A 14,792-nucleotide genomic window follows, 5' to 3' on the forward strand; every position below is an offset into this window, starting at 1 on the left:
AAAAGAAAACATTCAAATTGAATGTTTTCTTTTTACTATACCCTATTAAATACGAACTACGCGTCCGTTGAATTTTTGTTTCCAATAGCCGCTGCTCATGTTTGCAATTGCAACACCTGTTGAGCTTTGAGCACCGATGAACTTGCCGCCTCCTACATAAATACCAACGTGGCCGTCTTTTTTATATGTATCGAAGAAAACAAGATCTCCAGGCTGCATTTGACTAGAAGACACCTGCGTTCCAGCATGCTTTAACGTTTCTGTGCTTACAGATCCAAGAGGTCCAAGGTTAACACCTACTTGAGAATATGCCCAGTGTACAAATGACGAGCAGTCAAATAAACCGTGGTTAATATCAGATTGGCTTCGTCCTCCGCCAAATACGTACGCAGAGTTTCCAATCCAGCGGTTTCCTACCGTTACAACATTGCTAGCTTTTGGAGCCGGAGCGCTTGTAGGTGCAACATCATTGCTGCTTGCTTTTGGTGCTGCTTTAGGAGAAGGCGAATCGGCTTTTTCGGATGGTGCCGCCGCTGCTTTTTGAGCTTGTTCGGCTGATTTCTTAGCTGCCTCTTTAGCCGCTTGTTCAGCTGCTTTTCTTGCTGCTTCTTCCGCCGCTTTTTGATCTTTAATATTTTGTTCAAGCGTAGACTGTTCATTCGCAAGAGAGCTGTCTTTTGATTGTAGAGAAGCTCTTAGTTCTTCATTTTTTGCTTCTTTATCTTTTAGTTCTTTTGCCAACGCATCTTTTTGTTTCTTTTGAGCTGCTAGCTGGACAGTCATTTCATCCAGTTCTGCCTTCATATCTTCTAAGCTAGCAAGCTTAGATTTAACATCTGCTTGTTTTGTTTTTAGTTCGTCTTGCATATTTTTAGTTTCTGTTAAAATACCACGGTCTGCATCTACAATAGTCGAAACAGCTAGCGCGCGGTCTACAAAATCACCAAAACTTGAAGAACCAAGTAAAACTTGTAAATACTCTACGTTACCGCCGCTTTCTTGCATGGAACGTGCACGATCTTTTAAAATATCATTTCGCTTTTCAAGTTTTTCTTGAAGCAGCTTAATTTCTTTTTCAAGCTGGTCTACTTGTTTAGACGTTTCTTTAATATCCGCTTCTGTTTTTTGGGCTTTTTTATTATTTTCTTCTTTTGCTAATGTTAATCGCTCAAGCTGTGCTTTCATTTGATCTTGTTCTGCTTGAAGGCGTGTTAATTCATCAGAAGCTGCTTGGATGTTAGATTGCACATCTTGGCGCTGATTTTGAATTTGAGATTTTTGTGATTCCATATCCTGAATGGTAGAGGCATATGCTGGGGTTGATAAAACTCCTCCTAGACCTAATAAAACCGTTGTGTTAAGTAAAAGCATTTTCTTTTTCAATATGAATTCCTCCGCTTTCTCGCTCTGTTAAACTAGTAATTTCTAATTATGTATCAATATGTATAAAAGTCTGACAATTTATGTAAAGTTCACTGTATTTGTCGATAAATAGCTAAATATGCTAATGAAAATCTACGAAAATTATACCACGATAAGCGTTCAAAAAAAGAATAACAATATTACAATTGTATTTCAGTAATGTAACATTTAACGCTTATGTACATATTCACTCCTTACCTGCAAAAATACACCTTTATTTACTCATGAAAATAAACAATCTACTAGACTTTACGTAGCACTGTTTTTAACCTCTGGAAGTAGGTGATTACCATTTTTAAAGCTGGACGAATGTAAGTTATTTCTAAAATGAACGTAACGACTCTTTAACATATTCGTCTATTTTTACCCTTTATCTACCATTTTTACAATATTTGAAAATGATTTCCTGGAATAATAATGAATTTATTTCTATTCGATATTTGAAGAAGTTCAAAAAGAGGGCAATAGGCAATTTCAAAACAATATTCGACAAGATATGAATGAAGTCATACAAAAAACCTTCTCGCTGTGAGGCGAGAAGGTTTTTTGTTAATCACGCTGCTGATAATAGTGTTCTAAAGCTACAATTGCGCTTCCCATTCGCTCTTGATCGGGAATAATAATACGATCTACTCCTTCTTCTTTTAAAGCAGCAGCGGTTACTTTCCCAACGGCCACAGCTACTACAGAGATTTCGAAGAGTTCTCGAATTCGATCAGCTTGCCCATATTCTCTCGCAAACGAAAATAAAAATCGGGCTTGGGGAGCACTTGTGAAATTAACTGCATCGACTTTTCCGCTTATTAGTTCGTTTATAAGCTGTTCCATGACTTCTGCTTTTGGAGGAATATGCTGATACGGTAAAATCTCTTTAAATTGGGCTTTTTGATTCGAAAGAAAGTCAATCAATTTTGGTGCAGGATCTCCGTGAAGCTGAAGCGCTACATGCTTTTCTTCAAAAGAAAACGAATGAAGCGCTCTGACTAGGCCTGCGGTACTTCCGTCATCATCTCGAACGGTTGGAGTAACGCCCATTTTTTTTAACATGTTTACGGTTTTATACCCGCGCGCAGCAATATTGGCTGCTTGTAAAGAAGAAAGGAATTCGTCGGCCAGCCCTAGCTTATCTGCTGTTTTATAAAGAATTTCTGTACCGACTCCTGTCGTAAAAATAAACCAATCATAATTTCCTTTTACAAGTTCTTTAATATCTGCCTCTAAGTGTGTGTCATCTAAAAAGATGGTTCCTTGCGCAGGTCGTACAAGCGGGGTTCCGCCAAGATTTTCAACAATTTTACTGATTTCTTCTACTTTACGCTGACCTACGAGTGCGACTGTTTTACCTTCTAATCGTTTCAATGGTCTACCTCCATTTTACTATGTATGCTACTTAAATGATCCTTGATAACCGAGTTTTTCAGAAATCACGCTCGCCGCTTCTGTTACTTTTTGGACAATGAACGGCAGTCTGTCTCCTTGAAATCTCGCTTCAATTCCCGCTACGCTAATGCCTGCAACAATTTCATTTTGATGATTTACAATCGGCGCGCTCACGGATGTTGTAAAGTTTTCTAGTTCAGAGATGCTAATGGTATACCCTTTTTCTTTTGCTTCTTTTAATACATTTCTTAACTGCTTTTTATCTGTAATGGTTCCAATACCTATTGGAGCTAGCTCCGTTTGACTAATATATGCCTCTTGTTCTTTTTCGGGTAAATGCGCCAAAATAATGCGTGAACAAGCTCCTGCATAAAGAGGTGAACGCCTTCCAATTGATGTATAGAGACGCACTGGATGAAGCGTATCTACTTTTTCAATATACATGGCTTCATTCCCGTCTCGTACAATTAAATTAACCGCTTCTTCTACTTCATCTCGGAGCGCTTCCATTACAGGCTTTGCGATATTTCTAATATCTAAGCGATTAGCCACTAGCTGACCAAATTGCAAGAATAAAAGTCCGAGCGAATAGTATCCTTGCGCGTCTTTTGTTAAAAATCCCATCTCTTCAAGCGAACCAACCATCCGGTGCAAAGAAGTTTTCGGAACGCCTGAATATTCCATCATTTCTGTGAAGGTCAGCTTAGGGTGCTTGATAAAAAGTGTGAGAATCTGCATAGATTTAACGACTGTTTTATTGTTAGCTTGCATAAAACCTTCTCCCTTATTTGTGTCAATACATGTATTTGATAGACGTATAGCTTACTAGCTAATCATATGTTCTTTTTATTATACATGAAGAAAAAAAGGAAAGCACTCCCTTATAAGAGCACTTTCCTTTCTTACACCATTTCTAGTTCTTTAATGGAAATAGGATTACTTTCTAGAAATTTGGTTGTAAAATCCCCTTCTTTAAAAGAAGGATGGTTCAGTAATTCTAAATGAAAAGGAATGGTTGTATGAATACCTATAATGATAAATTCTTCGAGCGCGCGTTTCATTCGTTGAACCGCTTCATTTCGATCTTTCCCCGTTACAATTAATTTTGCCACCATTGAATCATAAAATGGGGAAATTTCATAGCCTGGGTAAACCGCGCTGTCTACACGAACGCCGTATCCGCCAGGAGGTAAATACATCTTGACTTTTCCAGGAGAAGGCATAAAGTTTTTAGCTGGATTTTCTGCATTGATTCGGCACTCAATTGCCCATCCTTTTAACTGAACATCTCCCTGAGAAAATGATAGCGGGTAGCCTGCTGCGACCGAAATTTGTTCTTTAATTAAGTCGATGTTTGTTACAAGTTCTGTAACAGGGTGCTCAACTTGAATCCGTGTGTTCATTTCCATAAAGTAAAAATGTCCGTGCTTATCTAATAGAAACTCCACCGTTCCCACACCTGTATAATCGACTGCTTTAGCTGCCGAGACTGCCGCCTTGCCCATTTTCGCACGAAGGTTTTCATCTACCGCAGGAGACGGAGCTTCTTCTACCAATTTTTGATGACGGCGCTGAATCGAACAATCTCGTTCACCTAAATGAACCACATTCCCTTCTTCATCAGCAATGATTTGAATTTCGATGTGTTTTGGCTCTTCTAGGTACTTTTCAAGATATACGCCGCCGTTTCCAAAGGCTGTTTCTGCTTCATGCTGAGCTTGACGAATCGCTTTTTCTAGCTCCTCTTCGCTATGAGCCAGCCGCATTCCTTTTCCGCCGCCGCCCGCTGTAGCTTTTACAATGATTGGATAGCCTATTTCTCTTGCTACTGGAATAGCGGTGCTGCTATCTTCAATCAGTCCTTCCGTGCCAGGTACAATAGGCACGCCTGCTTGTTTCATTGTTTCTCTTGCTACAGCTTTTGCTCCCATTTTACGGATGGCTTCTGCTTTTGGACCAATAAAGGTAATGTCATAGGATTCACACATCTCAGCAAAATCAGCATTTTCAGCTAGAAATCCATAGCCAGGATGAACAGCGTCTGCCTTGGTTACTTGCGCTACGGTAAGCAGATTACGAATATTTAAGTAGCTTTCTTTAGAAGACGTTTTACCAATACAAAATGACTCATCTGCTAGCTTCACGTGAAGTGCATCTTTGTCTGCTTCTGAATAAACCGCTACGGTTGCTATTCCCATCTCTTTACAAGCTCGAATGATACGAACTGCAATCTCTCCGCGGTTTGCGATTAAGACCTTTTTGAACATAATGACTCCTCCTGACAGTATGTATACTTTAGTATGTTTTTACAGTAAATAGAGGCTGACCAAACTCAACAACATCTCCGTCTTTCACAAGAATTTCAAGCACTTCTCCTTCGATTCCTGCATCGACTTCGTTAAACAGCTTCATCGCTTCAATCACACACACAACATCTTTACGTTCAACTGTTTGCCCTACTTGAACAAAGGGATCGGCATCTGCTTCTGGCTTAGCGTAAAACGTTCCGACCATTGGTGATAAAATTTGCTTTTCATTGTTTTCTGGTGCGTTTACAGACATAGAATCTTGAGGCGTTTGCTCAGCGGCAGAGACTTTCACTGCCTCCGTGTTTACTTCTGTAACAGCTGTGTCTTCTAAAGGAATTCCCGCTTTATCAATGACAACTTTTGTCCCTTCATGTTCAATATGGAGCTTTTGAATACCAGATTCATTCATTAATGAAACAACTTCTTGTAATTCACGTACGTTTATCATTTTTAGTCACTCCCGTTTTGTTTTATTTAGTTGACGCAAGGTTGATAGCAATCTTCAATTCTTGCAGCAGCTGTTCTTTTTCTAAATAAATTTTTTCTGCTTCATGAAGCGAAATGTGAGAAAAGTAAATGGATTCCCCGGGCTTTATTTGAGCTAAAAGCGGTAAATCCGCTGTGATGACTTGAGCGATTTTAGGGTATCCCCCCGTGGTTTGACGGTCTGCTAACAGAATAATAGGATTTCCATCTGGCGGGACTTGAACAGAACCTTGTGAGACGGCTTCAGACAATAGCTCTTTTTTTTCTTGAAGCTGAAGAGAAGGTCCATCCATTCGATAGCCCATTCGATCTGATTGATTCGATACTTTAAAGGGCTCTTTCATAAAATGACTTTTACTTTCAGCTGTAAATAAATCAAATTGACTGCCATTCATAACACGGACCGCTGGTTTCTTTGCAAAACGAACAAATTCTTTATAATTTACGGACCATGAAGAAGTATATACTCCGTTTATCAGTTCATTTGAAAGAAAAGCAGGCTTCGAAGCAGCAGGAACCGATAGAGGTAAAACATCGTCTGTTTGTAACGCTCTTCCTTTGTAGCCACCAATTTCGCCTCTCAAATACGTGCTTTTACTATTTAACACTTCATCAATAGCAAATCCTCCCGCTACAGATAGATAGGAACGACATCCGGTTTTGCAAGGTCCAAATGATAAAGTGCTTCCTTTTGGAATAAATAAAGGTTTCCACATCGGGACTGGCTTTCCATTGACCGAAGGAGTTAAATCTCCTCCCGTGATTGCTACTAGACAATCACTTTCTATTTCAAGGCTAGGCCCCATCAGCGTGACTTCAACCCCTGCTTCGTTTTCCTCATTACCAACTAATAAATTAGCAATTCGGAGAGAATAAGAATCCATTGCACCGCTTACAATCACACCGTGCTGCTGAAATCCTCTTCTTCCTAAATCTTGAATACTCGTTAATAATCCGGCTTTAATGACTCTTATACTCATTTTTCACCCTCCTTTGCCAGTAGTTCTTGATACTCTTCTTTAGAGATGGGTTCGAATTTTACAATATCCCCAGCCTGCAGCAAACTTGGAGGATTTTGTTCTGGTAAAAACAGTTTAATCGGTGTTTGGCCAATTAATTGCCATCCTCCGGGAGTAGAAATAGGATACATTCCTGTTTGCATTCCTGCAATACCAACCGAGCCGGCAGGAATAGAGGTGCGAGGAGACGGCCGGCGAGGCGTAGCAATTTTTTCAGATAGTCCTCCGAGAAACGGAAATCCAGGAGCAAATCCAATCATGTACGCTAAGTATTCGCCTTCAGAATGAATACTAATTACCTCTTCAGGTGTTAAGTTATGATGACGAGCGACATATTCAAGATCAGGTCCATACTCTCCTCCGTAGCAAACTGGAATGGAAACCGTACGGTGATCTAACTCTTTTTCTGTCTGTTCGTTTTCTAATTTACTTTGAAGGAAAGAAGACACTACTTCAAAAGGAGACACAAATTCTTTTTTCTCCTTCTTTTTTACGGCTGCTACCACTTCAAGAGGGTTATAAAAGATTGTAAGGTTTGTAAATGCCGGCACGCATTCAATAAACCCAGGGAAAGGATTTAATTCTATCGAATCTTTGCACGTTTTGATTTGTTTATGAATATCGTACTGAATACTATCTCCAAACGTTATAACAAGCGCTGAGTCGCCAAGCGGAGAAATAACAGCTGACGATTTTGTGACGGTTTGATTCATATCTGCACCTCTTTCTTTTATAAAACACCTAGTTTTTCATCTCGAATATCTGTAATAAACATATGCCCGGGAGCATGTGTAATCATAATAGAAGGTTTTGTTTCCATTGCTACAGCTTGAGGGGTTACGCCACAAGCCCAGAACACGGGAACTTCGCCTTCTTTAATGGAAACAGCATCGCCAAAATCGGGAGAGTAAAGGTCTTCAATGCCTATTGCATCGGGGGTTCCAATGTGAACAGGACCGCCGTGTACAGCTGGAAAACGTGAAGTTACTTGTGCTGCCCGCACTACGTCTTGCTGAGGAATCGGCCGCATACTAACGACCGTCGAGCCGCGGAAGATTCCTGCTTCAGCGCATGAAATATTTGTTTTATACATAGGAACATTACAGTTTTCTTCAATGTGACGAACAGGTATGCCGTTGTTTAAAAGTGCGTGTTCAAATGTAAAACTGCAGCCGATAAGAAAAGCTACCATATCTTTTGTCCAGTAATCTTTGATATCGGTTACTTCTTTTACCAGTTCCCCATTTTCATAGATTCGATACTTCGGAAGGTCTGTACGAATATCTCCCGACGGAGCTGCAAAATTTGGAACAGGAGATCCAACGTCCGTTACATCTAAAAGAGGACAAGATTTAGGATTACGCTGACAGAACAATAGAAAGTCAAAAGCTTGTTGCTTTGGTAGAATAGCTAAATTAGCTTGAGCATAGCCGTTTGCCATGCCTGCTGTTGGTTGAATAAGCTGATTGTTACGGATTTGCTGACGAAGTTCAGCTGGAGTTAGTTGTGAAAGGGTTATCATATTTCTCTCTCCCATCATTGCCCACACGCAACTTACGTGCGGGCACATTGTTTTATTTAAATAATTGAGGAAGTTGATCCATTAACGTATAGCCGCCCATTAAAGCCATTACAATAACGACAAGTACACCAGAAATGGTAAGCCATAAAGGATGTTTATACTCGCCAACGATGCTTTTTTTGTATGCAGCAACCAGTAACGTCCCAAGAGCGATCGGCAGAATTAATCCATTGATTGCTCCAACTAAAAGAAGAACTTTTACAGGTTTTCCAATTAAGACAAACGACAGAGTTGAAATAATAATAAATCCAATAATAATCCAATTTGAGTTTTTATTAAGTTTTTCACTAAACGTTTGAATAAACGAAACAGATGTATAAGCAGCTCCCACTACAGACGTAATAGCGGCAGACCACATAACAATACCAAAGATTTTATAACCGACGTTTCCTGCTGCAAGCTGAAACACGGATGCTGGAGGATTGGCTGGATCAATTTGTAATCCTTTAGACACAACGCCAAGTACAGCTAAAAACAAAGCGATTCGCATAACGGAAGTAATGAGAATGCCTGTTACAGAACTTTTGGTTACTTGAGGTAAAGAATCAATGCCTTTTACCCCAGCATCTAGAAGACGATGTCCACCGGCAAAGGTAATGTATCCACCGACTGTTCCTCCAACAAGCGTAACGATCGCAATAATGTCAATTTTGTCAGGAGCAAAAGTTTTTACTACAGCTTCTCCAACGGGAGGTGAAGTGGTAGCTGCTACATATAGCATCAGCCCAATCATGACAAAACCTGCAATTTGCGTGAAGCGATCCATTGCTTTTCCAGCTTCTTTTACAACGAAAATTAGCACGGCAATAACTGCACTAATTGCAGCGCCGGCTGTTGGAGAAATACCCGTAATCGCATTTAATCCAAGCCCGGCACCGGCAATATTTCCAATATTGAATGCAAGTCCTCCAATAACAATTAAAATAGCAAGGACGTACCCTAATCCAGGAAATACCATGTTGGCGATTTCTTGTCCGCGTTTTTCAGAAACGGCAATAATTCTCCATACGTTGGTTTGAGCAAAGATATCAAGAATAATTGAAATTAAAATAACGAATCCAAAGCTTGCCGCTAAATTTTGTGTGAATACGGTAGTTTGAGTTAAAAAGCCTGGTCCAATAGCCGATGTGGCCATTAAAAAAGCGGCTCCAAGCATTAATGTCCAGTTTACTTTAGGCGCAGCCGAAAGCTTTTGTTGAGGTGTTGATTTTTTTATTGGCTCCAATATCATCTTCCTCCTGATTGTATGTAGTTTTTATTGTGAAATAGCCTTAACTACCACTTCTGATGCTCGTAAAGAACGGTTGACATGACGGGCAAATTCAAGTGCGTGAGCTCCGTCTCCATGGATGCAAATCGTATCTGCCTGCAATTCTACATCCTTACCTTGCTGAGATTTTACCTTCCCTTCTTTCACCATTGTAATAACTTGAGAAACAGCTTCGTCGTCATTTTCAATTAAAGCATTTGGTTCTGTACGGGCAGTTAGAGAACCGTCTAACTGATAGGTACGGTCTGCAAATACTTCGTTAGCCGTTTTTAAACCAATTTTGTTACCTGCTTGAATCAGCTCACTTCCAGATAACCCAAATAAAATCAGCTCAGGGTTTACGTTATAAACAGCTTTTGCTATTGCTTCAGACAAGGCTTTATTTTTAGCAGCCATGTTATATAGTGCACCATGAGGCTTTACATGCTGCATCAATACCCCTTCCGCTTGCAAAAAACCGTTTAATGCACCAATTTGATAGACTACGATATCGTAGGCTTCCTGAGGTGAAATATTCATATTTCTTCGTCCGAAACCGATAAGGTCCTGCAAACCAGGATGAGCACCAATTTGTACCTGTTTTTCAGTAGCTAATTTTACCGTTTTTCTCATGACGCTCGGATCCCCTGCATGAAATCCACAGGCTACGTTTACAGACGTCACATACTCTAAAATTGCTTCATCATTGCCAATACGATAAGCACCAAAGCTTTCCCCTAAATCACAGTTTAAATCCACTTTACTCAATGCGTTCTTCCCCCTTAAACCCTTTAATATAAGCGTAATCATTTACAGATAGTAAGGAAAATCCAAGCTATATTATCTGCATCAATACTTAAAGTTCCGTTTTCCGGAACTAAAGTACCGTTTTTCAGTTATATTTGGATTTTAGCACGAGATGATGAATTGAACAACAACATTGTCAGAATATTTGACATAGTCATTATTTTTATTTGGGTAATACTCCCTTATTTTATTGGTGTTTTCTATCTATAGCCTTAATATAATGCAGCCACTTAATGTCATTGGACACAGTAAATAACTAGGTTGTCAGAATAATTACTAGTTCAAAATAATCAAAATAAAATTTTCGTTGTAATCGTTTTCAACGAGGTGCTATATTTCAATTGTAGTCAAATTTATGCAAACGATTGCAAAAAAGGGGATGAAACGATGAAAGGGAAAAAATGGACAGCTTTAGCTCTAACACTGCCGCTGGCTGCTAGCTTATCAACAGGCGTTCACGCCGAAACCGTACATAAAGGTAAATCTCCAACAGCAGATAAAGACGGTGTATTTTATGAGGTGTATGTAAACTCTTTTTACGATGCAAATAAAGATGGACATGGTGATTTAAAAGGTCTTACACAAAAGTTGAATTATTTAAATGATGGCAATTCTCATACAAAGAATGATCTTCAAGTAAACGGGATTTGGATGATGCCGGTCAACCCTTCTCCCAGCTATCATAAATATGATGTAACGGACTATTATAATATTGATCCGCAGTATGGAAATCTGCAAGATTTTCGCAAACTGATGAAAGAAGCAGATAAACGAGATGTAAAAGTCATTATGGACCTCGTTGTGAATCATACGAGCAGTGAACACCCTTGGTTTCAAGCTGCATTAAAAGATAAAAACAGCAAGTACAGAGATTACTATATCTGGGCTGATAAAAATACCGACTTGAATGAAAAAGGATCTTGGGGACAGCAAGTATGGCATAAAGCTCCAAACGGAGAGTATTTTTACGGAACGTTTTGGGAAGGAATGCCGGACTTAAATTACGATAATCCTGAAGTAAGAAAAGAAATGATTAACGTAGGAAAGTTTTGGCTAAAGCAAGGAGTTGATGGGTTCCGTCTAGATGCTGCGCTTCATATCTTTAAAGGTCAAACACCTGAAGGCGCTAAGAAAAATATCCTTTGGTGGAATGAATTTAGAGATGCGATGAAAAAAGAAAATCCTAACGTATATCTAACGGGTGAAGTATGGGATCAGCCGGAAGTGGTAGCTCCTTACTATCAATCACTTGATTCTTTATTTAACTTTGATTTAGCTGGGAAAATTGTCAGCTCTGTAAAAGCAGGAAATGATCAAGGAATTGCTACTGCAGCAGCGGCAACAGATGAACTGTTCAAATCATACAATCCAAATAAAATTGACGGCATTTTCTTAACCAATCATGACCAAAATCGCGTCATGAGTGAGTTAAGCGGAGATGTGAATAAAGCAAAATCAGCTGCTTCTATCTTACTTACGCTTCCTGGAAATCCGTATATTTATTACGGTGAAGAAATCGGCATGACTGGTGAAAAGCCTGATGAATTAATCCGTGAACCGTTCCGCTGGTACGAAGGCAACGGCCTTGGACAAACTAGCTGGGAAACACCTGTATATAACAAAGGCGGCAACGGTGTGTCTGTAGAAGCACAAACCAAACAAAAGGACTCTTTGTTAAATCACTACCGTGAAATGATTCGTGTACGCCAGCAGCATGAAGAGTTAGTAAAAGGAACGCTTCAATCCATTTCAGTAGACAGTAAAGAAGTCGTTGCCTATAGCCGCACGTATAAAGGCAAATCGATTAGCGTGTATCATAATATTTCAAATCAACCTGTAAAAGTATCTGTAGCAGCGAAAGGTAAATTGATTTTTGCNCCTATAGCCGCACGTATAAAGGCAAATCGATTAGCGTGTATCATAATATTTCAAATCAACCTGTAAAAGTATCTGTAGCAGCGAAAGGTAAATTGATTTTTGCTAGTGAAAAAGATGCTAAGAAAGTCAAGAATCAGCTTGTGATTCCGGCTAATACAACGATTTTAATAAAATAATTAAAAACACCTCTACGTGATTGCTTGGTAATCACGTAGAGGTGTTTTTTACCCAGAAGGAATAAAGAAGCGTAACAATTTTTTTATTCCTTTCCATGTTGCAACGTTCCCTATTTTAATAAATTAAGAATCCTTTGCCTATATAGGGCAGAGGATTCTTTTTATTTATCTATCAATTAATATACAACTAATAATATACAACAGGTTTCCTTCGTTCCAAGTCCCTAAAACTCAATATTTATCTACCACTGCTCCTAAACTAGCTGCTTTGACATATGGTTTGCTTTTCAAAGAAAGCAGTTCTTCTTTTGTTCCTGTAACAACTACGCCTATAATCAATCCATTTTTCTGTCTGTTTTTTAGATTTTTCACTTCTCCTGGATCTGTTTTTTTGAGCTCATTCAAAAAGTCTGCTTCTGTTTTAATTTTAGTAGCCGTTAGTTTTGCTCCTAGCTGTGGTGACGGTTTAGAAATACCTAATAACCATCGTCCACTTTCTGGATTGTTTCTGTAACCAGTAGACTTTGCGTAGTTATCTATCCAATACCACGTTTGGTGAGCAGATGTAGGCAGCATCTTTTGTACTTCTTTTAATGTGTAATTTTTATTAAAAGATATGGCCATCTCCATGTATTTATCATTTGGATATTTTTTGATCATGTCAAAGTCATTCGCATACAACTTATATTTGTATTTGGGTACGTAAAATAACATCTCACGTTGCCCATTAGGAATGTGATACATCGTAGTATCATTAATAATCGTACTGTGTGTTGAGAATGATGCATTAAAGTTTCCAAGTAAATCATACGTTATATCTTCTGTACCCCAAGGTATGACTTTATCTTCAATCACTTTAAATACTTCACTCTTAATAGTCCCCTTTAAAATTCCTGTTGAGATGGTATCGGTGTTAGTAAATGTATTCGGAGACATCCTCACATGGTTTTCCTTAATGAACTGTTCAGCGAGTTTATTTCCTTGTATATTTATAAAATAATTGTTTCCTTTTATTAGTACAGTAATAACAAAACAAACTACGAGTGCGGAGATAAAAACTGTTCGTAAAATTGCGCTATACTTTGCTTTTTTCAATGTTCTATGTAAAGACTTTTCATCAAAAATAGAATCTAACTCATCATTCGTTTTTTTCATTACATTCTCTCCTATATATTTCTTTAAATGTTTTCCTAGCACGAGCTAAATATGTTTTCACAGCCTCAGGTTTCATATCTACATATTCGGCAATTTGTTTATAAGACCACTCTAACTCGTACTTTAAAAGAAGTAGTTGCTTAAAGGTGGGAGACACCTTTTGAAGTATTCTTCTTACTAGAAGCTGATTTTCTTGTGCAATCATCATCTCTTCAATTAATTGCTCATTGGTAATAAGGTAATCTTCTACTACCACGTACTGAGATTTTTTGTTCTTTCGACAGTAATCGTAATATAAGTTTATAGCTACTTTAAAAAGCCATGATTTATATTTATCGGTATCAATCGATTCAAGATGAAGAAGTAGTTTACAAACAGCTTCTTGAACAATATCTTTAACTGTTTCTTGGTTTGCACCTTGTTTGATTAAGTATAAATAAAGTTGATTCATGACATTCTTTAATTGATCGTTTGATAACCGATTTTTCAAATATTTTTCCTCCTTCCCCTCTTATAACGTCTGAACAGTAAAAAAGTATACAATCATTTCATTTTTTTCTATAAAAAAGAAAAGTAATTGCTTGTTAGGCAATTACTTTCTCAAAAAAATCAATCCAGTTAACATAAAACGGCTTATAGGCAGCAAAGATGTAGTTAAAACTACAATTTTACAGTTTTTAACGAAAAGTGCGGCTTGAAACTAATTTCTACTTCTCTGTTACCGTCATTTTCGAGAATTGTTAAGCGATTATTCTCACCTTTAATTTCGCTAATATCTTCTAATTCAAAATCAAAGATTAATCCTTTAAAATGTTTATAACCTAAGCTTACGCTACATTGGCTTTCATGTACCGACATCACCAATAACAAATGAAAGCCATGATCGTCATCTTTGCTATACATAAACATACCAGTCTGTTCATCGACCATTACTACAGGTTCATCTTCAAATAACTCAAGCAGTTCGTATTCATCGTACTTCATTACTGTTTAAAATCTCCTATCTTAGTATTACTGTAATAACATGAATATTATTATTTACAACAATCTTAAATGTATCAGATATGCTCAGTATGTACCTAGGTTTTGAACCCAATTTTCGTCAAATGTATATATAATCTTAATTACCATAATGTTTTTTCTCAGAAACTATGGGGGCAATAAAAGTAATGACCATCTTTTGAAATAAAGGGGTATATTATATAATAAACCTTTACTCAAAACATTCTGAAGGGAAATGTAATATGCTAATTTCTAAACCACGTAAAAAACATAAAGTGAAGCATCTCGAACCTGCAAGTATCTTGTTCTTAGGGTTTTTAGGATTAA

General features: G+C 38.2%; 15 protein-coding genes. 2 read left to right on the top strand and 13 right to left on the bottom strand.

Going from position 1 to position 14,792, the window contains the following annotated elements:
- Positions 1-45 precede the first annotated feature (45 nt).
- From ACOZIR_RS21625 to pxpA, 10 genes are all read right to left on the bottom strand, one after another.
- A complete protein-coding gene (locus ACOZIR_RS21625) occupies positions 46-1,383 on the bottom strand; it encodes a coiled-coil domain-containing protein (RefSeq protein ID WP_421535807.1) in 1,338 nt (445 codons plus the stop codon).
- 588 nt (positions 1,384-1,971) lie between these two features.
- Positions 1,972-2,781, bottom strand: coding sequence for a uroporphyrinogen-III synthase (locus ACOZIR_RS21630; protein WP_045295474.1), 810 nt, complete (start codon positions 2,779-2,781; stop codon positions 1,972-1,974).
- Positions 2,782-2,808: 27 nt separating this feature from the next.
- Positions 2,809-3,573 carry an IclR family transcriptional regulator gene (locus ACOZIR_RS21635; RefSeq protein WP_045295476.1) on the bottom strand — a complete coding sequence of 255 codons (765 nt, stop codon included), beginning with the start codon at positions 3,571-3,573 and terminating at the stop codon, positions 2,809-2,811.
- Positions 3,574-3,704: 131 nt separating this feature from the next.
- A complete protein-coding gene (gene accC, locus ACOZIR_RS21640; RefSeq protein ID WP_045295478.1) occupies positions 3,705-5,069 on the bottom strand; it encodes an acetyl-CoA carboxylase biotin carboxylase subunit in 1,365 nt (454 codons plus the stop codon).
- 28 nt (positions 5,070-5,097) lie between these two features.
- Positions 5,098-5,559 (bottom strand): acetyl-CoA carboxylase biotin carboxyl carrier protein, encoded by a 462-nt coding sequence (gene accB, locus ACOZIR_RS21645; RefSeq protein ID WP_310879115.1) that lies wholly within the window; start codon positions 5,557-5,559, stop codon positions 5,098-5,100.
- Positions 5,560-5,581: 22 nt separating this feature from the next.
- Positions 5,582-6,577, bottom strand: coding sequence for a biotin-dependent carboxyltransferase family protein (locus ACOZIR_RS21650; RefSeq protein WP_045295481.1), 996 nt, complete (start codon positions 6,575-6,577; stop codon positions 5,582-5,584).
- Positions 6,574-7,329, bottom strand: a complete 756-nt coding sequence (gene pxpB / locus ACOZIR_RS21655) for a 5-oxoprolinase subunit PxpB (RefSeq protein WP_045295483.1) — start codon at positions 7,327-7,329, stop codon at positions 6,574-6,576. Before pxpB ends, ACOZIR_RS21650 begins: the two co-directional genes overlap by 4 nt.
- Positions 7,330-7,346: 17 nt before the next feature.
- Positions 7,347-8,138: a putative hydro-lyase gene (locus ACOZIR_RS21660; protein WP_421535808.1), complete on the bottom strand. Its 792-nt coding sequence runs from the start codon at positions 8,136-8,138 to the stop codon at positions 7,347-7,349.
- A 52-nt stretch (positions 8,139-8,190) separates the two neighbouring features.
- Positions 8,191-9,429 carry an NRAMP family divalent metal transporter gene (locus tag ACOZIR_RS21665; protein WP_045295487.1) on the bottom strand — a complete coding sequence of 413 codons (1,239 nt, stop codon included), beginning with the start codon at positions 9,427-9,429 and terminating at the stop codon, positions 8,191-8,193.
- Positions 9,430-9,453: 24 nt separating this feature from the next.
- Positions 9,454-10,215 (bottom strand): 5-oxoprolinase subunit PxpA, encoded by a 762-nt coding sequence (pxpA, locus tag ACOZIR_RS21670; protein ID WP_045295488.1) that lies wholly within the window; start codon positions 10,213-10,215, stop codon positions 9,454-9,456.
- 426 nt (positions 10,216-10,641) lie between these two features.
- Between pxpA and ACOZIR_RS21675 the strand changes: the two genes are divergently transcribed.
- On the top strand, positions 10,642-12,198 hold the full coding sequence (locus tag ACOZIR_RS21675; RefSeq protein ID WP_421535809.1) for an alpha-amylase family glycosyl hydrolase: 1,557 nt from the start codon (positions 10,642-10,644) through the stop codon (positions 12,196-12,198).
- Positions 12,168-12,308, top strand: a complete 141-nt coding sequence (locus ACOZIR_RS21680; RefSeq protein ID WP_421535810.1) for a hypothetical protein — start codon at positions 12,168-12,170, stop codon at positions 12,306-12,308. The genes ACOZIR_RS21675 and ACOZIR_RS21680 overlap by 31 nt, the downstream gene beginning before the upstream one ends.
- Before the next feature lie 231 nt (positions 12,309-12,539).
- Here ACOZIR_RS21680 and ACOZIR_RS21685 read toward each other — a convergent pair whose 3' ends face one another.
- From ACOZIR_RS21685 to ACOZIR_RS21695, 3 genes are all read right to left on the bottom strand, one after another.
- On the bottom strand, positions 12,540-13,463 hold the full coding sequence (locus ACOZIR_RS21685; protein WP_045295490.1) for an anti sigma factor C-terminal domain-containing protein: 924 nt from the start codon (positions 13,461-13,463) through the stop codon (positions 12,540-12,542).
- Positions 13,447-13,953 (bottom strand): RNA polymerase sigma factor, encoded by a 507-nt coding sequence (locus ACOZIR_RS21690; protein ID WP_421535811.1) that lies wholly within the window; start codon positions 13,951-13,953, stop codon positions 13,447-13,449. Before ACOZIR_RS21690 ends, ACOZIR_RS21685 begins: the two co-directional genes overlap by 17 nt.
- A 170-nt stretch (positions 13,954-14,123) precedes the next feature.
- The gene (locus ACOZIR_RS21695; protein WP_310879109.1) at positions 14,124-14,447 is read right to left on the bottom strand and encodes a hypothetical protein; all 324 of its coding nucleotides are present in this window, start codon (positions 14,445-14,447) and stop codon (positions 14,124-14,126) included.
- Between the last annotated feature and the right edge of the window lie 345 nt (positions 14,448-14,792).

Origin of the sequence: Priestia sp. D3YE.R1, assembly GCF_049199565.1 — a bacterium.
GTDB classification, from domain to species: Bacteria; Bacillota; Bacilli; order Bacillales; family Bacillaceae_H; genus Priestia; species Priestia aryabhattai.

What these genes read in the sequence shown, in the direction of transcription:
- ACOZIR_RS21635 (WP_045295476.1), bottom strand. Translation starts at nt 3,573, where the DNA reads ATGCAAGCTAACAATAAAACAGTCGTTAAATCTATGCAGATTCTCACA.
- accC (WP_045295478.1), bottom strand. Translation starts at nt 5,069, where the DNA reads ATGTTCAAAAAGGTCTTAATCGCAAACCGCGGAGAGATTGCAGTTCGT.
- accB (WP_310879115.1), bottom strand. Translation starts at nt 5,559, where the DNA reads ATGATAAACGTACGTGAATTACAAGAAGTTGTTTCATTAATGAATGAA.
- ACOZIR_RS21650 (WP_045295481.1), bottom strand. Translation starts at nt 6,577, where the DNA reads ATGAGTATAAGAGTCATTAAAGCCGGATTATTAACGAGTATTCAAGAT.
- pxpB (WP_045295483.1), bottom strand. Translation starts at nt 7,329, where the DNA reads ATGAATCAAACCGTCACAAAATCGTCAGCTGTTATTTCTCCGCTTGGC.
- ACOZIR_RS21660 (WP_421535808.1), bottom strand. Translation starts at nt 8,138, where the DNA reads ATGATAACCCTTTCACAACTAACTCCAGCTGAACTTCGTCAGCAAATC.
- ACOZIR_RS21665 (WP_045295487.1), bottom strand. Translation starts at nt 9,429, where the DNA reads ATGATATTGGAGCCAATAAAAAAATCAACACCTCAACAAAAGCTTTCG.
- ACOZIR_RS21685 (WP_045295490.1), bottom strand. Translation starts at nt 13,463, where the DNA reads ATGAAAAAAACGAATGATGAGTTAGATTCTATTTTTGATGAAAAGTCT.
- ACOZIR_RS21695 (WP_310879109.1), bottom strand. Translation starts at nt 14,447, where the DNA reads ATGAAGTACGATGAATACGAACTGCTTGAGTTATTTGAAGATGAACCT.